The sequence below is a fragment of the uncultured Rossellomorea sp. genome (assembly GCF_947488365.1).
Taxonomy (GTDB): Bacteria; Bacillota; Bacilli; order Bacillales; family Bacillaceae_B; genus Rossellomorea.
In genome coordinates, this window is sequence record NZ_CANKZT010000003.1 from 432,099 (window position 1) to 453,798 (window position 21,700).

Sequence of the window (21,700 nt, forward strand, 5' to 3'; positions counted from 1 at the left end):
ATTGGATGCAAGACAGATGAAAAGAGAGGGGAACAGGAACATGACCAATAACCCAACACCCGAAAGCGAATTGCCTAAGATGAGTAAGCCCGCGAACCGTGAGCTTCATAACGCCGGATTTTATCGCCTTGAGCAATTTACCAGCGTGTCGGAATCCGATATTTTGAAGATTCATGGGGTAGGACCGAAAGCAGTGCGCATTCTGAATGAGGCCCTGAAAGAAAAAGGGCTGTCTTTTGCAAAAAAATCATAAAACGATTTGATTAAAGTGTAGTTGTGCGAAGGTGGATAACCCATAAAATAAAGGAAGTGGATAGGATGGATTCACTAACGGTCATGCAAGAGCTGGAAGCACTGGGCAAGGAACGATCGAAGAAAATGTACATATCCAATGGTGCCCAGGAGCCGGTCTTTGGCGTCGCGACAGGTGCAATGAAGCCGATCGCCAGGAAAATCAAAAAGGATCAGGCGTTGGCTGAGGAGTTATATGCAACGGGGAATTACGACGCCATGTACTTTGCCGGTGTCATTGCCGATCCGAAAGCCATGACGAAGGCTGACTTTGACCGCTGGATCGACGGGGCGTATTTTTATATGCTGTCCGATTACGTGGTGGCCGTCACTTTGGCTGAAGCCGATATCGCCCAAGACGTGGCAGACAAGTGGATTGCAAGCGGGGAAGAGCTGAAAATGTCCGCGGGGTGGAGCTGCTACTGCTGGCTGCTTGGGAATCGCAAGGACGAAGAGTTTTCGGAAACGAAGCTTGCAGGGATGCTGGAACAAGTAAAAGAAACGATCCACAATGCACCTGAACGGACGAAATCGGCGATGAGTAATTTTGTCACGACAGTCGGGGTTTCTTTTGTACCACTCCATGAACTGGCTCTTCAGACGGCAAAAGAAATCGGACCTGTAGAAATGGTACGGGAAGGGAAAAAGAACAGCACACTGAAGGCTGCCGATGATATTCTGAAGCAAGTGGAGAAAGGGAAGATTGGGTTTAAGCGGAAGTATGTGCGGTGTTAATCCGTTCACCGCGACAGGTACTTTGGCCATGTGAGCCAGGTGACCTGTCCTATGGTGTTCTTGGTGGGTTAAAGAAGAGAAGTGAGTCATGAGAGATTGACTCACTTCTCTTTTTAGGTCATTACCTAACTAATGGGTGGAAAAAGAGGATTTTCCTTAAGGATGTCCAAACTTCTTTTCAAATTGTTCAGACCCACCAACAGCTTGTTCAATCACTTTACCAAGACTTTGATCGAGTCTGTTCATAAGTTGATGAGAACGCTTGTTAAACAAGTAGTTATTAGTCATCATTAAAGTGAAGATTTTCACTTTACGTCCGGAACCAGGGTTGATAATCGTAACCTTCTTGAAATCGCTATCAAAAGTTAGTAGATTAGCAGACTGATTTACTGCAGAAGCAGCGATGAAGGCATCATTAGACTGAAGGGGAACGGACTTTGAGAACTGCATGCCGGTCTCTAGGCATGCAAATGTAGTGTTAGAGAGCTTAAAAAATCTTGACTGAATCAAGCCTTCTAATCGTTCAGTCGATTTTTTATTATAGTATCTTAAGAGTTCTGGTTTTTCGTGATTTTTCACGATGTTTGTAATGAATGTGCTGCGAATCTCGTCTTTCTTATCTTTATATTCGTTCTTACTCCCTGTATGTTGAGTTAACCAATGGTCATGTTCCTCGCTTTTTATCCACTTATGGAATTGTTCTTCTGTATATATTCCCCGTGCTAATACATCGACTGCTTCAGAAAGAACGGTTTCACTTATATACAGTCTAGCCTTCTGCTGAAGTAGATAAATCGTATGTATGACGGTGGAAAGATGGTGGGGGTGGGACGAGTCAATAAATGCAATAAGATAATTGGTATCCATGAAAAAAGCATCCTCCGAATAATCTTTTCCGGGGATGCAATATTCCTCAAGGTATTGAATAGTCATCATTCTTTTCCTCTGACTTCCCGGCAGATTTGATCTGAATCTTCGCCTAAATCAATGGTTCCAATGGATTTTGATAACAGTCTGAGCTGCTCCTCAAAGGGAAGTTCCTTTTCCTTATCAATGGATGGAGTTTGTGTCGGCATAGCTTGATCATCCCCCTTTTTCATCGTTACACCCCCTTAGAATAAGGATTACCTAAAATCACTTATTATAAAAGGTATGTGGTGAATATATATCTATTCTATAAAATGAGGTGATGATTTACAACTATTACCTATTGATGAAAGCCAGGCTTTTACTTTCCTGGTCCTGTGCTTTCTGGACGGATTACTAACTGTCTTTTTTCCTAAATCATTCATGAAAATCAATAACTCCCGACTAGTAATTGCTCCTTTACATTTCCCCCCTCAGAAAATCTCCCGTGTCAACCCGAAATACAATCATTAACAATTCCGCCATAATCAAATGTCCATTTTACAAATAAAGTAAAATATCCTGTGTATAATGCAAAGGATACCTTACATTTAAGTTAATAAATCCATAAAAGGAGAAAAATGGTAGATGTTGAATAATTCTGTTCGAGAATTGCGCACCAGGTTCCGGTTTACCCAGCAGAATCTGGCTAATCGTATAGGCGTTACCAGACAGACGATCGGATTGATCGAAAAAGGGGATTATGCACCGTCCATCACGCTGGCTCTGAAGATCGCACACGCTTTTAATGTGCCGGTGGAAGAGATATTTCGCTTGGAAGAGGAGAGAGGTTCATGTTAATGCAGATATTTCAGTCACCACTGTTCAATGCCGTTCTCATCATCGGTCTTGGGGTCATCATGTTGGGAGATCATTATGCGGCCCACATCCCGGATTGGCTGGTGATTGATTCGATGGTGCTCGGGATTCCGATCCTCATCTTGATGGCGATCATTCCTGTCTATAACAGACGGCATCCGGAGAATCGGATCAAGCCGAGCGTGATCCCGATGGAACTGCGGGAAGAAGATGAGGGGATGCAGTGGCTGACGTTCAAGGCGACGAGGAAGGTGTATATCTTCTTTGCTTTCGCGATTCCGATCGGCATAGCGCTGACGGCTTATTTACATCACATTCCTTATGTCCCTATCATTCTATTAATCGGAATGGGCGTCGTTCAATACCTCATTTATTGGTTTCAGATGAAGCGATTCAGCTAAAGGGGGAAACAGATGGATACTCAGTTGATCATCTCAATCATCATACTCATCACTCTGGCGGAGGTCGGTGCCGTCATCCTGTTTGTGAAATACAGAAGGGGGGACATGGACAGCAACCCGTTCATGACCATCCTGAAAAAAGAGTGGATCATTCTTTTCTATGCCTTGTTTAAATGGAAGAGGAAGAAAGGCAATGATAAAGGAATCCAGAGCTATTATTATCACAAAGGATCGAATTATTTCTGGCTGTTCATCGCGCTCCTTCATGAACAGGTGATTGAAGGTATTGTCTTTCATATCTACTTAAAAGAAATCGATCCCCTCAGGGCAAATATCCTGGTTGTGCTGCATGTCTACAGCATCCTCTACATGCTGGGGGACTACAACTTAGTCAGGAACTCGCCGATCATCCTGAAAGGGAACAAAGTTGTCATGAACATCGGGGTAAGAAGGTCACTGACCTTTCATATCAGGGATGTCGACACCATCCAACCGGCAAGGACGCAGTATAGCAAGGGCGGCGGCATCATCCACGAGAAAAATGCCTACCATGTCAGCATGCTTCCAAGGGTGTTCACCCGTGTATTCGGCATGATGGATGAACTGAAATATGAAGTCACCTTCAAGGAACCCATTTACGCCAGAGGATATTTCGGCCAGAAAAAAATAGTAAAGAAAGCTTTGATATCGATGGACAACCCGGAACAGTTCATCATGGATCTCAGGGAAAAGGTGGACAGCTATGAAGAAAGTGAAGACACGGAAGGTGATCGATTGGTCGCTGCCGCTTATGAGGGGAAAAGACCGAATTTTATCAACTGGAAGGTCTATTTTACCTTACTTGTCCTGAACATACTGGGAGCTTTGGCGATTTCCCCCTATGCGATGGAGCGGGAGAACCTTCATGAAGTCATGGGACTAAGCAAGCTGTCCTTCACCCTGTATTACGTCATTCAGGTGCTGCTGGAAGCGGGAATCCTGCTATTCATCGCTTTGTGGCTCGCAAAGAAGGTGAAGCTCAAGGCACCGATCATAGAATCCTTTTTCAACAAGAACCAACCGCTTCATTCTTTTAGAAAACCGGTCATGAAATCCGCCCTCTATGGGGTACTCGCAGGTGTGGTCATCAGCATCTTCAGCCTGATCGTATCGAAGCCCCTCGGAGTGGACAATTCTTCACTCAATGAACCCACTTGGTGGCTCGGGACATTGGGGTCATTCGGAGCGGCCGTGAATGAAGAATCGATTTTCCGTCTGTTCCTGGTCACGCTGCTCATATGGCTGCAGGTGAAGATGTTCAAAGGAACGGTGACAAAAGCTAAGAAATGGACGGCCATCATCGTTGCTAGCTTAATCTTCGGCATCATGCATTATGGTGTGGCGGCGTCCAATTTCGATATGACTCTCGGTCTCTTCATCAGCATGCTCGTCATCAACGGCATTGGTGGTCTCGTGTTCGGGGCACTCTTCGTCTTTGTGGGACTTGAATTCGCCATGATCGCTCATTTCACAGCGGATATTGTGCTCCATGTGGTTGGGCCGCGGGTGGTGGAGTGAGGGAGCCATGCGGACAGGTCCCATGGCCCCATTTTGATGCCTGCCCCGTTGCGTTAGTGTAAGAACGCAACGGGGCAGGCATTTTTTTATGAATTTGAAGTGTTACAAAAAACAGTTAGTGGTAATGTACAACAACCGTGATGGGAATCACATCCCCTTTTTCATGCAAAATGCAATGTTTCTGCATAATTAGTGGGTAACAATGAACTATAGCAGATATCGATTACAGAAAAGGAGATGGTCATTTGTTAGAATTGATTGGCGAATCTGCGAAGACCTCACTGGGGTATTTCTGGAAATCCGGTTGGGCATTCGTACTTGGATACTTAATCAGCTCCATGATTCAGGCTTTTGTACAGAAGGATAAAATGGTCAAGTATATGGGAAATCCAAGTTTGAACTCCGTTGGGTTATCCACACTATTCGGGGCGATCAGTTCCTCCTGTTCCTTTGCAGCCCTGGCAGCAGGGCGGAATCTTTTCAAAAAAGGGGCCCATTTTATTCCGACCCTTGCCTTTCTATTTGCTTCTACCAACCTGGTGATTGAATTAGGCATACTTATTTATATCTTTCTAGGGTGGCAATTTGTGGTTGCAGAGATGATCGGGGGCATCGTTCTGATCTTTATTACCTGGATTCTTGTGAAAGCCACCTATCCTAAGAAGCTGGTGGAGGAAGCAAAGGATCATGTGGAGGACGATGAGGGAGACGAAGAAGGCTTCAACTGGAAAGAGAAAATCAAGACCAAAGAGGGCTGGTATCAGGTCGGACATGAATTTGTGATGAATTGGCAAATGGTGTGGAAAGAGATTACCATTGGATTTACGATTGCGGGGATCATGGCAACATTCATATCAGAAGATACTTGGAAAATGTTCTTCCTCGCCGATCAGCCGGACTCATTTTTAAAGGTGCTGGAAAATGCACTGATCGGGCCGATCGTTGCCATGCTCACCTTTATCGGGTCAATGGGGAATATCCCCATTGCCACAATCCTCGCTTCCAGTGGAGTGGCCTTTGCAGGAATCATGGCATTCATCTATTCTGATTTGGTCGTGCCACCGATTGTGGCGGTCCACAAGAAGTATTATGGCTTAAAAACGGCATTATACATTGCAGGTATCTTCTATTTATCAATCATCCTGACTGCGATGGGGATGCATTATGCGTTTACGGTCATCGGATTGATCCCGGAAAACGCCAAACAAGTGATGAATGAATCACCCTTTCAAATCGATTACACGTTTTGGTTAAACATCGTATTTGCCATCGTTGCGATGGTGTCCATCTATTTGAATCGACTGTTCATGAAATCCGGTCATCACCATTCGATGATGAACATGGAAGGTGACTCGAAAGTGAAGACGATCGTAACGTATATTTGTATTGGATATTTAGTGGTTGGGACTGTGGTGCATTTTGTGTGATTCGTTCAGTTAGGTTGCCCGTGATAAGCGGGCAGCCTATTTTTTTGTGTCGGATACCTACCGAATAGAACAAGGGATTTATTCCCTCACGTCGAACTTACCTTAAGAGATTAATAGGATTCACTCCTAATCATGGGAACCGCGAAGAAGGGGAGGGTGAAACAGCATGTCCTCACATTTTCACTTGAGAAATTGAATAGAGGGGGAAAGCTTATGAACTTTGAATTAAATGAAGGAATCGAGGTTTTGGAGAGAACCCCAAAGACCCTTGAATATTTCCTTACCGGTTTGTCAAAAGGATGGTTGGAGTGTGATGAAGGGGAAGGGACCTGGAATGCCATTGGAGTTGTGGAGCATTTAATCGAAGGGGAGAAGCATAATTGGATTCCGAGATTGAAGATGATCTTTCAAGAGGGGGAAAGTACGGTGTTTCCTGTTTTTGATCGTTTTTCTCATTTAGAAGAGGGCGCTTCAAAAAGTCTTGAGGAGAAGATCATGGAATTTGCTTCGCAGAGAGCAACGAATGTGAATGAGTTAAAAGAGTTAGCGGCTCGGTATTCCCTTGATGCAACGGGAATGCATCCTGCTTTCGGAAGGGTCAGTGCCCGTGAACTCATCTCCACTTGGGTAGTCCATGATTTGACCCACCTTTCTCAAATTGTAAGGGTGTTTTCCAATCGTTATATGGAAGATGTGGGGCCATGGAAGGAATATTTAGGGGTATTGAACTCTTAAACATGAGTGAGTCTTCGGATTCATCAAAATAAATGGAGGGAACAACATGAACAAAAAAGTATCAATGATTCAATCAGCCCATTTAGCCAATGTTGATTATGCATACGCTTCAAGAGTACCTTCGGACATGGATCTCCTGTTTTTAGCAGGGGCTTGTCCTCTTAACAAAGAAGGGGAAGTTCCTTATATCAATGATTACGAACTTCAAGCCAAACTGTGTGTGGAGAATATGAAGGAAGTATTGAAGGAGAGTGGTGCCTCCTTGAAAGACGTCGTATATACCCGGGTTCTTGTAGCTTCTTTAATTCAGTCTGATTTAGTGACGGCTTGGAACGCGATAAGAAAAGAGTTTGGGGATCATGACGTCCCGAGTACGTTATCAGGAGTGACTGTACTTGGGTACACAGATCAATTGGTAGAAATAGAAGCGATAGCAGCAGTTGAGAAACGAACAAATGTATAGCTGAAAGGAGGATAGGATCATGTATATTCCAAAAGATTTTAAGATCATAGATGAATCGGTGGCTTACGAAATCATGAAAGAACATAGTTTTGCCACTCTTTTTTCTCAACACGATGGGTTGCCGTGTGCCACTCATATACCGTTAATAGTAAACGGGAAGTACTTATACGGACACTTCGCCCGTCCGAATCCCCAGTGGAAAGATATTGAAAACCAAACCGTCCTGGCTGTTTTCCATGGTCCTCATTGTTATATCTCCCCATCCTGGTATGAGACCGGGAAAGCAGTGCCGACATGGAATTACGTGACCGTTCATGCGTATGGAGAAGTCGAGCTTCTGGAGGACGAAAATGAGTTGATGGATTCGTTCCATGATATGGTAATGGAGTATGAAGCTCCTGACAGTCCATACAGATTACAGGATGCAGGTGCTGAGTATCTCGCTGGCTTGAGCAAGGGAGTTCAAGGTTTCAAAATGAAAATCAATAAGGTAGAAGGAAAAGCGAAGTTAAGTCAAAATCATTCATTGCAACGACAGGAGCGGGTGATCCATCAACTTGAAAAAATTCCACATACGGATGAGCAACAGATTGCAGCCTGGATGAAGGCGAATTTAAAAAAGTGATAGGTTAATGCTTTGGTAACATGGTGTGGCTTAGCCAGCGTTTCTGCTCCGATTAGTTTGATTATCTTTCTTCTTTATTATAAGAAAATTGGGCTTTAAGACTTAATGCATTTATTTGATAGAATGTAAGGTTCATTGGGTTTATAGGGGTTAAATGTTTTTATTAGAAATAACCCAATAGCCACTAAAAAAGTAAATAAACTTCTAATAATACTGAAAATTAACAATATTTAAAATTGGCATAAAACTTGCATTTGTATGGAGTGCAGGGACAATCTGATACGTCTCTGCAAATTATGAAATGCGGGGAGTGCAAGAAACATGAAGAAATTTTGGAAAATGGCAACAACGATTGGTTTGTCGGTGGGATTATTGGCGGCTCATGCGCCTGCTGAGGCTGCAAGTGGGGACCATACATATTACGGCTATGGGGATACGACCAACATTAGTCGTACAACAACGTATGGGATCAACTTGATGGGTGGTTCGACGGATGTGGACGAAGCAATGCTATGGATGGCGGAGAAGGCAAACGGTGGAGACTTTGTCGTACTGCGTACTTCTGGTGATGATGGGTATAATCAATATATTTACGACTTAGCCGCAAGGAATGGTGTTCCCCTCGACTCGGTGGAAACCATTGTATTGAATAATCGGAATGCTGCGTACGATTCCTTTGTACTAGATAAAGTATACAGGGCAGAGGCTGTATTCTTTGCCGGTGGGGATCAGTCTTTATATGTAGACTATATCATCAATACCCCACTGGAAGATACATTGAATGATCTCATTTCAATTTACGATGTCCCAATAGGTGGTACGAGTGCAGGACTCGCGATTCAAGGACAGTTCGTGTATGATGCGGAAAACGGTTCGGTTTACTCAGACGAAGCATTAAGCAATCCAGGGAATCGGTACATGACGTTCACACGCAACTTTTTGGATAACTCGTACTTAACAAGTACCATCACGGACACCCATTTTGAACAGCGTGACCGCATGGGGCGATTTGTCGGCTTTATGGCCCGTAACATCATGGACGGCTGGACGACACAAGCAAAAGGGATAGCCGTTAACGAGCAGACTGCTTTATTAGTGGAAGCAGACGGTTCCGCAAGAGTCGTATCGCAACCGGGAAGCACGGATGCAGCTGTATACGTAGCACGTTCAACCAGTGCACCAACGAGCGGCTACAGCTCACCATTGACCATGAAAGACATCGAAATGATCAAGTTAGAAACAGGTGACACCTTCTCTTTCCCATCTTGGTCGAGCAATAATGGTGTTCCATATAAATTAAGTGCTCAGAATGGTGTATTGACGTCAACGACGGGAAATATATACGGCAAGTAATCGAATAGAGCGTTTATAAAGGGTATATATAGTTTCATCGCTTTTTTTGATAGTCCTCCGACGAAATCGGGGGATTTTTTTCATTTTATCCCATTTTCCTTGTAGTGAGATGTTCCTTATTCACCACCTTTTCCAGCAACGAATATGTGCCTCATCAGTATGGGAATAATTTCTTGAATGGAAAGGGAAACTAGGTGAAAGCAAGCTTGTTTAGGAGGGTTGTTTAGTGGATTTTCTCAATAAGGTGATAAGGTTCCTTCCTGATTTCAATGTATACATCTACGCAATGGTTACATTGATCGTACCCATTATCATTATGAAAATAAAGACCTTCCTTACTGGTGCATTGTATCAACCCGGCTCGCCAAAACAGATGGAATCAACCCTTATGATGACAAGCGATATAACTGAGAATGTATCGATGATCAATGAAGTGCTGGGAGAAAATAATGATATCATAACACGTGAATTTTCCATGAATGATTCAAGAGCTTCGATCATTTTCACGAGAGGGTTAGTGGACACAGCCATTATTAATAATAATATTTTGGAACCTCTTATGTTCAACACGATAGATGAAGAGAGGATCCCATATTCACTTAAAGAAATGCTTCCTGTGAGTGAATGTCATGAGGAAACGGATATACATACAATCACCTCCTATATATTAAGAGGGGAAACAGCATTGCTTCATGAGAAATCTCCTAAGGCAATCATTTTAAAAACAAGTGAATCAAAAGATCGTAGTATTGAAGAACCGGTAACCGAGCAGGTGGTGAGAGGTCCCAGAACCGGTTTTAATGAAAATATTAATGATAATCAAGCCATTCTAAGAAAAGCTGGTGTAAATAAGGATCTCAGGTTCATTAGCTTCCAGGTAGGGGAACGATTTAAAAAGGAACTGGTCATCGCCTATATAGAGGGCATTGCCAATGAGACCATCTTACAGAACGTGAAGGAAAGGATTGAATCGGTTCACATCGATAATGTACCGGAATCTGGATATATTGAGGAATTTATGGAAGAGAGTACTTTCTCACTCTTTCCGCAAATTCAAAGCACGGAGCGACCTGATCGGGTGATTGCTGCATTGTCTGAGGGGAGAGTGGGTATATTGCTGGATGGTACCCCTTTTGTCTTGATTGCTCCAGTGACCATCAATATGTATCTGCAATCACCAGAAGACTATTATGATCGCTGGATTCCCGGCTCATTGATTCGGTTATTACGATATACGGCTGCTTTCATATCGGTCTTCACTCCCGCATTATATATTTCCTTTGTCTCTTTCCATCAGGGATTGATTCCAACGAATCTGGCCATTTCCATTATCGGCTCTCGTGAAGGAGTCCCCTTTCCTGTTCTCATTGAAGTTCTGTTAATGGAAGTTTCGATTGAAATCTTAAGGGAGGCAGGGTTGCGTTTGCCAAAACCCATCGGCCAAACGATTGGGATCGTCGGGGGTCTTGTGATTGGAGAAGCTGCGGTGCAAGCAGGTATCGTTAGTCCGGTTACAGTCATTGTTGTGGCTATAACGGCCATCTCATCCTTTTCACTCCCACAATATACGTTAAGTATTTCATTGCGTATCTTACGATTTATAGCCATGTTTTTAGCTGCTACTCTGGGACTCTATGGTGCCATCGTCTTTTTCCTTTTTTTCTGTATTCACCTTGTCCGGTTAAAAAGCTTTGGAGTCCCGTTCCTCGGTCCTGCGGTACCGTACCAAGTTAGTGATTGGAAAGACTTTTTAATCAGATTGCCGATCCAATCAATGAAAAAGAGACCCGACATTCTGAAGCCTGGGGACAAAATGAGAAAAGGTTAGTCATGGACTTTACTTATTGAAAGGACTTGTCATGAATGAACATGAATCAACAGGAACGAATCAGTCCTACTCAAGCGATCATCCTCATCATTAACTATGTTCTTGGGGTCGGAATATTAACGCTGCCAAGGACAGCAGCTGCTGAAGTAGGAACGCCCGATATCTGGATAACGATTATCATCAGCAGTATTTTTCCCATCCTGGCAGGGATGATCATTTTAATTCTTAACAACAGATATCCTGATAAAACCTTTTTTCAATATAGTAGAGAAATTGTCGGGAAAGTAATCAGTATCATCCTTGGGGTAACGATGATTTTTTATTTCCTTACACTCACCAGCTTTGAAGTCAGGGTTATGGCTGAAGTAACCGAAACCTATCTACTCGAGGGGACTCCCATTCAAGTATTAATTGTATTATTTCTTTGGCTTGCCTTTTACTTAAATACGGATGGAATTAATTCCATTGCCCGTGTGTTCCAGGTGATTTTTCCCCTTACCGTCATCATTTTCATCTTAATTGCCACCATGAGCTTAGGTTTATTTGAAATCAATAATCTGCGCCCTGTTATGGGAGATGGAATCCTCCCCGTGTTAAAAGGCGTTAAGACAACTTCACTTTCCTATATTGGGATTGAGTTAATGATTATTTTATCGGCCTATTTAACGGAACCTAAGAAAGGGAGAAAGATTGTCTTTATTGGAGTGTTACTACCGATGATTTTTTACCTGGTTACAGTCGTTATAGTCATAGGTGCATTATCAATAGATGGGGTGGGTAATCTCGCTTGGCCGACTATTTCTCTCATCAATTCGTTTGAATTTCCAGGCATCTTTTTTGAACGCTTTGACTCGTTATTTTTGATTGTATGGATCCTACAAATATTCGCTACAATCTCCATCACGCTTTATGTTGCCTCTCTTGGTATGTCACAATTATTTAATAAGGACATAAAAGTGTTTCTGCTAATCTTTCTTCCCATCGTATTGATCATCTCGATGGTCCCGAATGATATCCACCAATTATTCGCATTGGGAGATTACCTTGGAAATGCTGCCATCGTTTTATTTGGTGTCCTGCCAATCCTATTATTAGCGCTCTCTTTCTTAAGGGGGAAATTCAATTGAAGCCTATTGCATATCTTCTCATCCTCTTACTCACTGTTCTACTGTTGACAGGATGTTGGAGTTCTAAGGATATTGAAAAATTGGACCTTCTATTGGGCGTGGGGATCGATGAGGGGCAAGGGAATAGTCATGAGTATGAGTATTCAGAAGAGGATTTAATGAATGTGACCTTTCAACTTGTGAATGTATCAGGCAATCAATCCTCAAACACATATTCTGGTAATGCTAAGCCTTTTGTTAATGTGAATGAAACAGGTGAATCATTACTCGAGGCTGCACGGGAAGTGTTACTAAAACGAAAAAACACTCTGAACGGGCAACATCAAAGACTGGTTGTATTAAGCAGTGCAATAGCCCAAAAAAGAAATATCAGAGAATTATTGGATTTCTTCATTCGTGATCCCGAAGCAAGGATGAGTTGCTTGATCATGGTAACGGATGGACTGTCCAGGGACATCATGAACACGGAAACGAATGAAATCCCTTCGGTGCATATAAAGGATATTTCAGACCATATTGAAAAATCGAATAAGCTGATCGAGCCCATGACTTTATCCAAGATTAATGCAACGATGGAGGCGAAATCTAGCTTCTTGTTACAAAATATTGAGAAGAAAAATAACGAAGTCATCCTCACCGGTGCAGCTGTTATAAAAGGGGATACACTAACTCAAATCGGATTTCTAAATGAAGAAGAACTGGTCGGGATTAATTGGTTAACAGCTTTAACAGAGGGAGGAATCGTAAAGATAAAGGAAGAAGGCAGCAACAAAACGATTACGTATGAGCTGGAAACCGTCAATAGCAAAGTCAAACCTCTACTAGAGAATGGACGAATTTCCTTTCAAGTTGATACTAAAGTAAGCGGGCACATATCTGAACTGATCGCAGAAACGGATGAACTCACAAAGAAAGAAAATATAAAGGATCTGGAAAAACAAATAGAAGAAAAAATCAAAGAACAAATAAAAAATAGCTTAGAGAAAATCCAACAGGACTTGAAAGTGGACGTCATCGATTTTCACGAATACGTTAGAATTCAACACCCGGACTATTGGAAAACTCATAAAGAGGACTGGGACCATATGTTCAGTCAAGCAAACATCGATTATCAAGTCGATGTCGGAGTTTCTTCGTTGAATATGAATATAAGTGAATAATACAAGCTTTATAAATGAAAATGAATTTCCTACCGTAAATTGCAGCTATGCCAGGCTATGTAAAGTTTTATTGAAGAGAAACTGGCCCTGTTCCGTACAGAATAGGGAAAGGAATTTAGATGCAACGGTTAATGGATGGAATAGGAGGAAGTATTGTGAAAGAAATAAGATATTCTTGGTTAAGTTATTTATCAATCGGATTAGGTTAAGGTTGTCCTTTCTAAGACGAATTCCATTAAGAAAATCTCAAAAGGATGGAACCAAGTATAAGGTAATCCCTTTAAATACTACATTGGTGAACAGAAAGAGCCTGGGACAAAACTAAAGTGCCACGATGTAAAGAATAACAATAGAAGTGTAGTTTCTTAATACGCTAATGATTTCCGTGCAAGACTACGCTTTCCACGGGTAGCCCGTGAGCCTCCTCAGCTAAGGGGTCTCACATAAGCTTTTTCCCGCAGGAGTCTTCGTCTTGCACTCCAATCAACCGCTGGAAACAGCTAAAATCCAATGTATCGAAATAAATAATAAACCCGAACAAATCCACCTTCCAGGAAACAGATTTGTTCGGGTTTTACTTAGACTAATACACTTTTGTCCAGCCTCTCTTAAATTCTGAAAAATTATTTGAATGGACTCTTTAAGTCAAAGGAAAGGACTTATAGTCGCCCGGGCAAAAGATTAATAATTCCCTACTCAGGATCTTTGGATTTAGACAACTTGTCTTTATCTATTGTACCTGGTGGTTCTTCCAACCATTTATTCTTAATCATTATATCTGCACCGTCTTTTGCATATTGTCCTATTTCCAATGAGAGTCTTTCATAGATAAGAACTAAATCATTTCTCTGACTAGCAGCTGCTGCAGTTGAATAATTACCCACCCCAGAGGCGCTTAAAAAAGTCATAAGAAATAATGTTAACTTATCTGAAAAAGGTGGAGTCGTCTCGTTTGTAATGGATACGTCTGAAGACATAGGAGATTGTAAATTATTATCCAATAATTTTTTTGAAAATATCTCAATATGCTTTTTTGCAATATCGCTTCCTCGCAACATCCATTTTTGGACATCCTGACGAGGCGAGGTTTGAGCAAAACTTATTGCGAGCTTTGTTCCAAGTACATTGGTTTTAATGTTCATAAATAAATATGAAATTTCAATAGCATTTAAAGGACGTTCCTTATTAAAAAAGGAAAAACCAGATAAATAGGATTTATTGTCGACAAAATCGTTTCTAGTTGGATATGCAATATAAGGTGCTTTAACATATAGCCCTTTAAGAAGAGCGGCATCCGTACATGCGTCAAACAATTTTGTTGTCTCATGTAATTGTTCAATTAGATAAGCTCTTATGTCTTTTCGAGAAACCATTGAAATAAATCCGCCATAGGCAATTAACCCTGATTTTGACATAAGGTCTAAAAAAGTTAACATAAATTCATCCGTATATAACCTAGGTGCATTTAAATTAACATCATTTTCAATAGCAAATCCATTAGGTATGAGCAACCCTTCATCTTTAAAAATAAGAGTGATTTTCTCAATATGTGTTTTTGTAAGGGTTCTTGCATATCCAACAAGCGGACGTATTTCTCGATCCTTTGCATGAACATAAAAATATTCTAAGATGCAGTGAGCCATGGTGTCGTTCATATAAGCAGACCAAAGGGTGGCAATTTCAGCCGAAGTTAATTTGATTGATTTGTCTGTTGACATGGTTATCCTCCGTTGGGAAAGGTTATTACTATTCTTTACATATACAAACCATATTATTTGATTTAATTTCACTGCAGACCCTGACCAAGTTGAAAAGCGGCTCCTAAAGAGTGAAAACCGGCTCATAGAACGGATAAGGTGGTGACAATCAAAACTAGCCCGCGGCAACCGCCACGGGCCAGACACTATTTCTTATGTCTTCGTGATCGTAAATCCTCCCCCCAAACACATCCCTCACACCATGGACAACCACAAATGCTTTCTCATCAATTTGTTGGATCGTTTTTCTTTAAGAGAAATAACTCTTGTTTATTAATGACAACATACAAAATGTCTTTTGACTCATTTGAATAATGACCCCTTGCATTAATAGCGTGATGAGGGACGGACCTTTGGCGGGTGTTTAGTGTTTGTTGATGACAATGGATAGTTTGTAGTTTGCATATTCCGTCAACCTGGTGATGAAGTCATCGAGTTCATCGTGTGAGGGGAATTTGCACTCAAGGAGGTAGCAGCCTTCCCCGCTGATTTTATAGTTATGGATGACATACTGAGGAAACTTGTCTAGAGAGGTGAGGTACGGCTCATGATGAAGGCTTTTGGTATAAATATTGATATAGGCATGAACGGAATAACCTGTCTTCCGGTCATTGACCTTGATTGTGTACCCTTCGATGATTCCTTCTTCTTCCAACTTCAATACTCTGGTGGAAGCCGCCTGTCCTGTCAAATGAACTTTGGCTCCCAGCTCTTTCATGGTGATCCGTCCATTTTTGGACAGTTCTTCGAGAATCCTTTTATCCGTGGCATCCAGCATCCCGACCCATCCTTTCACTATTCAAGTCGAATCCGATAAACACTTGATTTCTTCTATGTATCGGTCATCCTCCCTATTTTATACTATAGGTGAAGTCAATAGAAGGAGGAAAGAATGATGAATTTACGACTGATACGAAACGCGACCATGGTGGTGGAGTTCGCTGGAAAGAGATTTCTGATCGATCCTTTCTTCGCTGAAAAAGAATCCATGCCGCCATTCCCGAATACACCTAATCAAGACCGTGCCAACCCGCTCGTGGGTCTTCCCATTGCAGTTGAAGATGTGATAGACGTTGACGCGGTCATTGTGACGCACTTACATCCCGACCATTTCGATGAAGCGGCCATCAATGCTCTTCCTAAGGAAATAAAAGTGTTTGCACAGAACGAAAAGGATGCAGGAACCATCCGGGAGAAAGGCTTTCTGAATGTGGAAGAATTGAGAACAACGACCTTGTTTGAAGGGATCGAACTCATAAAAACGAGCGGTCAACATGGCAGGGGTGAAATCACCCAATTTACAGGAGAAGTGTCAGGGGTTGTTTTTAAGCATCCTGACAAACAAAGCCTATACATCGCAGGTGATTCGGTCTGGTGTGCTGAGGTCGAAGCAGCGATCGACACTCATCAACCCGAAGTGATCATCGTGAATGGAGGTGCAGCACATTTCCTGGAAGGCGGTCCGATTACAATGGCAAGTGAAGATATTCTAGCTGCACATCAGGCAGCCCCCGAAGCAAAAGTCATTGTCGTACACATGGAGTCCCTGAATCATTGTATGTTGTCAAGAGATGAACTGGCTGGAATTCTTAAGGAGAAGAAAATAGAAGGAAACGTCCTTGTACCGGATGATGGAGAGTGGATTGTAGTTTAGAAGTCGGAAAAGCTCAAGGGAGAGGACCCAAGATTGGGAACCATCCCTTAAGTATGCTGCTCTTTTTTATCCCCATTGGAATGAAGGAGCAGAAATGAGTAAGACCATTATCCCGGAATAGCAGGAATATGATTTCTTGTACTTGGCTCGTCATTGATAAAGGTTAGATTGATTGAACCCTTTATTTCTTTGTCTGCATGAGCCTTTACACTAATTTCGGGGAATTGATTCATGATTTCGTTGCTCTCTTCGAAGAGGGTCAGCCCGTTTTGATTAAGTGAATGCACTAACTCCCTTATTCCTCTAGCTTCTATTTCAAAACTGATCACAATCATTTTATTTGAATACATCGTATGATTGGTCACCCAACCTGAACATTTTGATATGCTGCTAACGGCATAATCAATCATTTCATGTCTATTTTCTCTTGTGAATCCTTTTAATCGGATGGTACTTGGCAGCATTCAATCACCTTTTTTCCTTATTTATACCTATATGAAACCATCATTCTTTTTACCTCCTATCCAAGTAAAGGGAAAACACCTACATGAACGATAATAGTGTCGTTTCCTCCGATTTAAAGAGTAAGAATACAATCCCTGCGTGAGCTGGACCAAGTAAACTAAGCCCGCGGCAACCGCCACGGGCCAGACACAACTTCTTACGTCTTCGGAAACGTAAATCCTTCCCCAAACACATCCCTCACATCATGGACCACAACAAAGGCTTTCTCATCAATTTGCTGGATCGTCTTCTTTAAGAGGAAGAGCTCCTGCTTATTGATCACTACGTACAGGATATCCTTCGATTCCTTCGAATAGTGGCCTTTTGCATTAATGATGGTCACGCCACGGTCCATTTCTTCGCTCACTTTCTCAGCGATGGAGACGGTATGCTCGGAAATGATCGTGACCGCCTTACGTGTATCGAAACCATCAATCAGGTAATCGAGGATCTTCGTACTGATATAGATGGATATTCCCGTGTACATCGTGTTCTCGATCCCTATGACAAACGCCGAACCGAGGACGACAAGGATATCGAACACGAACATCGACGTACTGACAGCCCATCCGAAATGCTGATTCAGCATGCGGGCAATGATGGTGGATCCACCCGTGGTCCCTCCTGAACGCAGCACAAGTCCAAGTCCGAGACCGATGAATACACCGGCGAAGACCGTCCCGAGCATGATGTCGACGGAGTTCCCCATGCCTTCCGTAAAGTGAATGAAGAGGGAGGTAAAGAAAATGGCAAGCATGGTGTACCATGTCACGCGTTTATTTAACACTTTATAACCGATCGCTAAGAGGACTCCGTTCATGACGAAGTTGGTGATGCCGGGAGACCATCCCAATACATAATAGAGAGTCATGGAAATACCGGTCACGCCGCCTTCCCCAAGCTCATTCGGGATGGCGAACAAGTTCACCCCGAGGGCAAAGAATAAGGAGCCAATAATGATCAGTGTGATTTCTTTCGTTGTTGAATTCATTTCATCACCCCGTTCCAGTTGAATACTAGGATACTATATCACACGGGGGATTTTTATGGAAAAAAATATTCAAACACCGTACGATTTTCATAAGGGGTTCCGTTCAGGGAGAGAAAATAGCAAATAGCACTATAAATAGCAGGCTAATTCGCATACGGATTAGACCTGCTTTATTTATTGTTATATCAATGTTTTCATCAAATTCGGGGGTGAATTAGCACTTCAAATAACACCTTAATTAACAAGCGTACAATAATTATTGTACAGCAAAAAAATGGGTGCTAATTAGGGTGCTAAAGGACTTGTCAATTCGCAACCTGTTCTTGCGGAAATGAGACTTTGGTGAGGCATTATGTGATACAATTGTAAATAATGGATATTCCATTAACGGGCAGTTTAATGGAATAATCTCCCTTTATTGTTTCATTGTGATACAATGGGAATGTACGTTCGTGAATAAAGGGGGAGATTGGATGTTGAAGAACCAAGAAGATGTAGTAAAGTTAATTCAAAATGATAAAAGAATGATGGAAATAGTTAAGGCTGCGAGTAAACTAGATTTGCCAGATTGGTGGATATGTGCAGGATTTGTACGTTCTAAAATTTGGGATGTATTACACGGGTTTGAAAATAGAACAAATGCTCCAGATGTGGATGTTATATATTTTGATGATAAAAACATTGATGAGAACACTGAAAAAGAATTGGAAGCAGAATTAAGAAAAATCCTTCCTGATATACCTTGGTCTGTTAAAAATGAAGCAAGAATGCACGTTATAAATGACATTCCACCTTATATTTCTTCAGAAGATGCTATTTCTAAGTTTCCAGAGACAGCAACTGCTCTTGGAGTGAAAATAGACAAGAATAACAGACTAATTCTTACTGCTCCTTGTGGTATAGACGATGTATTAAATTTAGAGTTGAAGCCGACACCATATTTTCAAGAGACCAAAGAAAGAATTGCAATATATGAGGAACGCATTATTAAGAAAAATTGGAAAGCAATCTGGCACAAAATTAAGGTCCATCACATTTAGCATCTTCAAGTAAAGGGGGCCTTTGCTGAACAAGCAGCCACCATTTGTTCAAGTAAAGGACAGGAATGTTGAACAACGTTGATTAATGGAGGGATTAGATGAGGGAAGGGAAACAAAGATTATATCTCAATATGATTTTTGGCTCAGTTGGATTGTTATTGGTTGCTTTAGCAGCAATGAGATATATTGCAGAAGGACTCAATAGTGGTAATAACGGTGGATATCTAATAGTATTATTTGGTTTTATATTTACAATGAACTATGTTAATTTCCTTGAAGAAAAAGCTGGAGTAAGCAAAAAGATTACGTGGATTAGAGCCATCATCTCCATAATTTTGTTATTTGTAATATCATATTATTTATTTTTCTAGTTATTATACATACGGGGGCAATAACGGAAAATCAGCTAACTTGATCCGCCTATTACTCTTATTCAATTATTGGGCAGGTTAATGGAATATTTGTGTAAAGGTCAAGAAAATACTAAGTAGGTGAAAAAATTGAATAAAGTTATAGAAAAACTTAAAGAAATAGATGTTGGGGAAGTAGGGATAACTATATATTCCACTAAAGAAAGGAAACAAATTATCGCTTTAAATAGTGAACTAATAAGCCCCCTCGCCTCAGTAGCAAAAGTAGCAATAGCATTTTGTGTAGCAAAATGGGTAGATGATGGTTTGGTTAATTGGGACGCTACTGTTGAAGAAGTATCATTTAATCCAGAAGAAGATAGCAAAGAACTTTATCCTCATCTACAAAACAGACGTACGCTTCCTTTGAGGGAGGCGGTAGAAGTAATGATTGCGTGTCACGATAGCTATATAGCTAGATGTATTGTTAATTTTTGTGGAGGCTGGGAAAAGTTAAATCAGTCCATTCAGTCTTATTATCCTACAATAAATGTTACTGAAAACCCAAGGGATGTTAAAAATAAGGCTCAAATAAACGAAATGATCGATTTGATTATACATATCTATCAAGGTTACAAAACTCAACCTCTGTTATGGGCACCTATTATTAATGGATTAGTTAGACAAAAGGGAGATATAAAACATATACCAGCACATCGCCTGAACCATATGACTGGTGGATTAGAGAATGTTGCTGTTGATATCGGAGTAATGGGTGACTTTAATGAGAATCCTTATATCTTTGCATTAGGTGCGATTAATTTACCTAATAGATTTAACAGTCAAGTTGCTGACAGTAAGATTATTGAAGCTATGGAGTTATTATATGATGAATGTTTGAAGCAGTAAGCAGCTTTATTCAATTATAGGGGGCTATAACTGAAGATCAATGGGTGATCTCCAGTTATGTCCTTATTCATTATTGGGGCAGGTTAGTGCAACAAGAAATTTGAACAGTGTGGTAAAATTAGGGTATTAAATGTGAAAAAGAAGGTAACTTTATGGAGTTCTTAACTGAAAAATTATTATTTATAGCTTTGTTTATTTTTATCATCCATTCGATAGAAACACTTGCTTATGCAGTAAGGTTATCAGGTGCAAGAGTTAAAATGATAGCGTCTGCATTATCTCTCTTTAACATAATGGTCATTGTTTCAAGACTTGCTAATATGATGCAACAACCATTCACTGGTAGTCTGATCGATACTGCTTCAAAAGAAAATGCTCTGGAATTTGTAGAAACTCAATTTCGAATTCTTATAGGTGCATCAACGGTTGGTACAGTTTTTGGAATAATACTACTTCCTACTTTTATAGCTTTATTTTCAAGAGCAATCATTCATTTGTCACAGGAAAAAGGGTCTGTACCTTCATTAATGAAAAGGATATTTTCTTTCGAATACATAAAGCGTGGCATAACGCATTTTAGTTTACCGAAGTTTTCATACTTACAGGATACTCGAGTTAAGGATATTCCAATAAGACTATTTTTGGTAAATATGATAATAACAGCGATATACACTATCGGTGTATTATCTGCACTATATGCAGCCTTATTAGCTCCTGAAAGAGCTTCTACGGCTATTATGGCATCAGGTTTAATAAATGGGATAGCAACAATACTCTTGGTTATTTTTGTAGACCCGAAAATATCTGTAATAGCAGATGACGTTGTTAATCAAAGAGGAAGTTACAATAAGCTGAAAAATATGTCGTTAATGATGGTAACTTCAAGGTTATTAGGCACAATACTTGCCCAATTGTTTTTTATATGGGGAGCAAAATATATAGCATGGTTTACGAAATTTATTGTGTAATCGTTATTCAATTAAAGGCGGCGTTTGCTGAACAGGCAGCCCCCTGGATTGTTAAAGTAAAGGGAATTTAACACAAAATGGAATTTCCCCACTAAAAGGA

Annotated in this window: 24 protein-coding genes and 1 pseudogene; 18 read left to right on the top strand and 7 right to left on the bottom strand. The window is 41.1% G+C overall.

Annotation, left to right across the window (positions count from 1 at the left end; all coding sequences use genetic code 11):
- Window positions 1–40 precede the first annotated feature (40 nt).
- Both Q1B03_RS13355 and Q1B03_RS13360 read left to right on the top strand, forming a co-directional pair.
- A complete protein-coding gene (locus tag Q1B03_RS13355) occupies window positions 41–253 on the top strand; it encodes a DNA-binding protein (RefSeq protein WP_299741893.1) in 213 nt (70 codons plus the stop codon).
- 65 nt (window positions 254–318) lie between these two features.
- A complete protein-coding gene (locus Q1B03_RS13360) occupies window positions 319–1,026 on the top strand; it encodes a DNA alkylation repair protein (protein WP_299741894.1) in 708 nt (235 codons plus the stop codon).
- 156 nt (window positions 1,027–1,182) lie between these two features.
- On the opposite strand, the gene Q1B03_RS13365 is transcribed toward Q1B03_RS13360, so the two are convergent.
- Window positions 1,183–1,893, bottom strand: a complete 711-nt coding sequence (locus Q1B03_RS13365; RefSeq protein WP_299741896.1) for a PIN domain-containing protein — start codon at window positions 1,891–1,893, stop codon at window positions 1,183–1,185.
- A 65-nt stretch (window positions 1,894–1,958) separates the two neighbouring features.
- Window positions 1,959–2,126, bottom strand: coding sequence for a hypothetical protein (locus tag Q1B03_RS13370; protein ID WP_299741900.1), 168 nt, complete (start codon window positions 2,124–2,126; stop codon window positions 1,959–1,961).
- Between the two features lie 394 nt (window positions 2,127–2,520).
- Between Q1B03_RS13370 and Q1B03_RS13375 the strand changes: the two genes are divergently transcribed.
- The 11 genes from Q1B03_RS13375 to Q1B03_RS13425 all read left to right on the top strand — a co-directional run bounded on the left by Q1B03_RS13375 (window position 2,521) and on the right by Q1B03_RS13425 (window position 13,427).
- Window positions 2,521–2,733, top strand: coding sequence for a helix-turn-helix transcriptional regulator (locus Q1B03_RS13375; protein ID WP_299741903.1), 213 nt, complete (start codon window positions 2,521–2,523; stop codon window positions 2,731–2,733).
- Window positions 2,727–3,152, top strand: coding sequence for a hypothetical protein (locus tag Q1B03_RS13380; RefSeq protein ID WP_299741905.1), 426 nt, complete (start codon window positions 2,727–2,729; stop codon window positions 3,150–3,152). Before Q1B03_RS13375 ends, Q1B03_RS13380 begins: the two co-directional genes overlap by 7 nt.
- Window positions 3,153–3,164: 12 nt before the next feature.
- Window positions 3,165–4,709: a CPBP family intramembrane glutamic endopeptidase gene (locus Q1B03_RS13385; RefSeq protein WP_299741908.1), complete on the top strand. Its 1,545-nt coding sequence runs from the start codon at window positions 3,165–3,167 to the stop codon at window positions 4,707–4,709.
- A gap of 245 nt (window positions 4,710–4,954) precedes the next feature.
- Window positions 4,955–6,136 (top strand): permease, encoded by a 1,182-nt coding sequence (locus Q1B03_RS13390; protein ID WP_299741910.1) that lies wholly within the window; start codon window positions 4,955–4,957, stop codon window positions 6,134–6,136.
- 213 nt (window positions 6,137–6,349) lie between these two features.
- Complete coding sequence (locus Q1B03_RS13395; RefSeq protein WP_299741913.1) at window positions 6,350–6,871, top strand: DinB family protein; 522 nt, start codon at window positions 6,350–6,352, stop codon at window positions 6,869–6,871.
- Between the two features lie 46 nt (window positions 6,872–6,917).
- Window positions 6,918–7,334, top strand: a complete 417-nt coding sequence (locus tag Q1B03_RS13400; RefSeq protein ID WP_299741916.1) for a RidA family protein — start codon at window positions 6,918–6,920, stop codon at window positions 7,332–7,334.
- A gap of 19 nt (window positions 7,335–7,353) precedes the next feature.
- Window positions 7,354–7,959, top strand: a complete 606-nt coding sequence (locus Q1B03_RS13405) for an FMN-binding negative transcriptional regulator (RefSeq protein ID WP_299741919.1) — start codon at window positions 7,354–7,356, stop codon at window positions 7,957–7,959.
- Window positions 7,960–8,280: 321 nt separating this feature from the next.
- Window positions 8,281–9,312, top strand: a complete 1,032-nt coding sequence (locus Q1B03_RS13410; RefSeq protein WP_299741922.1) for a cyanophycinase — start codon at window positions 8,281–8,283, stop codon at window positions 9,310–9,312.
- Between the two features lie 226 nt (window positions 9,313–9,538).
- Complete coding sequence (locus Q1B03_RS13415) at window positions 9,539–11,140, top strand: spore germination protein (protein ID WP_341357443.1); 1,602 nt, start codon at window positions 9,539–9,541, stop codon at window positions 11,138–11,140.
- 35 nt (window positions 11,141–11,175) lie between these two features.
- Window positions 11,176–12,267: a GerAB/ArcD/ProY family transporter gene (locus tag Q1B03_RS13420; RefSeq protein ID WP_299741925.1), complete on the top strand. Its 1,092-nt coding sequence runs from the start codon at window positions 11,176–11,178 to the stop codon at window positions 12,265–12,267.
- The gene (locus Q1B03_RS13425) at window positions 12,264–13,427 is read left to right on the top strand and encodes a Ger(x)C family spore germination protein (RefSeq protein WP_299741927.1); all 1,164 of its coding nucleotides are present in this window, start codon (window positions 12,264–12,266) and stop codon (window positions 13,425–13,427) included. Before Q1B03_RS13420 ends, Q1B03_RS13425 begins: the two co-directional genes overlap by 4 nt.
- A 692-nt stretch (window positions 13,428–14,119) precedes the next feature.
- Here Q1B03_RS13425 and Q1B03_RS13430 read toward each other — a convergent pair.
- The 3 genes and pseudogenes from Q1B03_RS13430 to Q1B03_RS13440 form a co-directional block, all read right to left on the bottom strand.
- A complete protein-coding gene (locus Q1B03_RS13430) occupies window positions 14,120–15,145 on the bottom strand; it encodes a DUF3231 family protein (RefSeq protein ID WP_299741930.1) in 1,026 nt (341 codons plus the stop codon).
- A gap of 154 nt (window positions 15,146–15,299) precedes the next feature.
- Window positions 15,300–15,516: pseudogene (locus Q1B03_RS13435) on the bottom strand (YitT family protein); the annotation flags it as partial.
- Between the two features lie 32 nt (window positions 15,517–15,548).
- Complete coding sequence (locus Q1B03_RS13440) at window positions 15,549–15,962, bottom strand: Lrp/AsnC family transcriptional regulator (RefSeq protein WP_299741932.1); 414 nt, start codon at window positions 15,960–15,962, stop codon at window positions 15,549–15,551.
- A 117-nt stretch (window positions 15,963–16,079) separates the two neighbouring features.
- On the opposite strand from Q1B03_RS13440, the gene Q1B03_RS13445 reads away from it, so the two are divergent.
- Window positions 16,080–16,838 carry an MBL fold metallo-hydrolase gene (locus Q1B03_RS13445; protein WP_299742671.1) on the top strand — a complete coding sequence of 253 codons (759 nt, stop codon included), beginning with the start codon at window positions 16,080–16,082 and terminating at the stop codon, window positions 16,836–16,838.
- Between the two features lie 107 nt (window positions 16,839–16,945).
- Here the strand turns inward: Q1B03_RS13445 and Q1B03_RS13450 are convergent, their stop codons facing one another.
- The gene (locus tag Q1B03_RS13450) at window positions 16,946–17,302 is read right to left on the bottom strand and encodes a hypothetical protein (protein WP_299741935.1); all 357 of its coding nucleotides are present in this window, start codon (window positions 17,300–17,302) and stop codon (window positions 16,946–16,948) included.
- A 197-nt stretch (window positions 17,303–17,499) separates the two neighbouring features.
- Entirely contained in the window at window positions 17,500–18,333 is an 834-nt protein-coding gene (locus Q1B03_RS13455; protein WP_299741938.1) for a YitT family protein, read from the bottom strand.
- 473 nt (window positions 18,334–18,806) lie between these two features.
- On the opposite strand from Q1B03_RS13455, the gene Q1B03_RS13460 reads away from it, so the two are divergent.
- The 4 genes from Q1B03_RS13460 (at window position 18,807) to Q1B03_RS13475 (ending at window position 21,600) form a co-directional block, all read left to right on the top strand.
- Window positions 18,807–19,373, top strand: coding sequence for a nucleotidyltransferase family protein (locus tag Q1B03_RS13460; protein WP_299741941.1), 567 nt, complete (start codon window positions 18,807–18,809; stop codon window positions 19,371–19,373).
- 98 nt (window positions 19,374–19,471) lie between these two features.
- Complete coding sequence (locus Q1B03_RS13465; protein WP_299741943.1) at window positions 19,472–19,744, top strand: hypothetical protein; 273 nt, start codon at window positions 19,472–19,474, stop codon at window positions 19,742–19,744.
- Between the two features lie 129 nt (window positions 19,745–19,873).
- Window positions 19,874–20,632, top strand: a complete 759-nt coding sequence (locus Q1B03_RS13470) for a serine hydrolase (RefSeq protein WP_299741946.1) — start codon at window positions 19,874–19,876, stop codon at window positions 20,630–20,632.
- A gap of 152 nt (window positions 20,633–20,784) precedes the next feature.
- On the top strand, window positions 20,785–21,600 hold the full coding sequence (locus Q1B03_RS13475; protein ID WP_299741949.1) for a lipid II flippase Amj family protein: 816 nt from the start codon (window positions 20,785–20,787) through the stop codon (window positions 21,598–21,600).
- Window positions 21,601–21,700: the final 100 nt, after the last annotated feature.

Bases quoted from the DNA above. Each gene is read 5' to 3' on its own strand.
- Q1B03_RS13355 (WP_299741893.1), top strand. From the start codon at position 41: ATGACCAATAACCCAACACCCGAAAGCGAATTGCCTAAGATGAGTAAG.
- Q1B03_RS13360 (WP_299741894.1), top strand. From the start codon at position 319: ATGGATTCACTAACGGTCATGCAAGAGCTGGAAGCACTGGGCAAGGAA.
- Q1B03_RS13365 (WP_299741896.1), bottom strand. From the start codon at position 1,893: ATGGATACCAATTATCTTATTGCATTTATTGACTCGTCCCACCCCCAC.
- Q1B03_RS13370 (WP_299741900.1), bottom strand. From the start codon at position 2,126: ATGAAAAAGGGGGATGATCAAGCTATGCCGACACAAACTCCATCCATT.
- Q1B03_RS13375 (WP_299741903.1), top strand. From the start codon at position 2,521: ATGTTGAATAATTCTGTTCGAGAATTGCGCACCAGGTTCCGGTTTACC.
- Q1B03_RS13380 (WP_299741905.1), top strand. From the start codon at position 2,727: ATGTTAATGCAGATATTTCAGTCACCACTGTTCAATGCCGTTCTCATC.
- Q1B03_RS13385 (WP_299741908.1), top strand. From the start codon at position 3,165: ATGGATACTCAGTTGATCATCTCAATCATCATACTCATCACTCTGGCG.
- Q1B03_RS13395 (WP_299741913.1), top strand. From the start codon at position 6,350: ATGAACTTTGAATTAAATGAAGGAATCGAGGTTTTGGAGAGAACCCCA.
- Q1B03_RS13400 (WP_299741916.1), top strand. From the start codon at position 6,918: ATGAACAAAAAAGTATCAATGATTCAATCAGCCCATTTAGCCAATGTT.
- Q1B03_RS13405 (WP_299741919.1), top strand. From the start codon at position 7,354: ATGTATATTCCAAAAGATTTTAAGATCATAGATGAATCGGTGGCTTAC.
- Q1B03_RS13410 (WP_299741922.1), top strand. From the start codon at position 8,281: ATGAAGAAATTTTGGAAAATGGCAACAACGATTGGTTTGTCGGTGGGA.
- Q1B03_RS13420 (WP_299741925.1), top strand. From the start codon at position 11,176: ATGAACATGAATCAACAGGAACGAATCAGTCCTACTCAAGCGATCATC.
- Q1B03_RS13430 (WP_299741930.1), bottom strand. From the start codon at position 15,145: ATGTCAACAGACAAATCAATCAAATTAACTTCGGCTGAAATTGCCACC.
- Q1B03_RS13440 (WP_299741932.1), bottom strand. From the start codon at position 15,962: ATGCTGGATGCCACGGATAAAAGGATTCTCGAAGAACTGTCCAAAAAT.
- Q1B03_RS13445 (WP_299742671.1), top strand. From the start codon at position 16,080: ATGAATTTACGACTGATACGAAACGCGACCATGGTGGTGGAGTTCGCT.
- Q1B03_RS13450 (WP_299741935.1), bottom strand. From the start codon at position 17,302: ATGCTGCCAAGTACCATCCGATTAAAAGGATTCACAAGAGAAAATAGA.
- Q1B03_RS13455 (WP_299741938.1), bottom strand. From the start codon at position 18,333: ATGAATTCAACAACGAAAGAAATCACACTGATCATTATTGGCTCCTTA.
- Q1B03_RS13460 (WP_299741941.1), top strand. From the start codon at position 18,807: ATGTTGAAGAACCAAGAAGATGTAGTAAAGTTAATTCAAAATGATAAA.
- Q1B03_RS13465 (WP_299741943.1), top strand. From the start codon at position 19,472: ATGAGGGAAGGGAAACAAAGATTATATCTCAATATGATTTTTGGCTCA.
- Q1B03_RS13475 (WP_299741949.1), top strand. From the start codon at position 20,785: ATGGAGTTCTTAACTGAAAAATTATTATTTATAGCTTTGTTTATTTTT.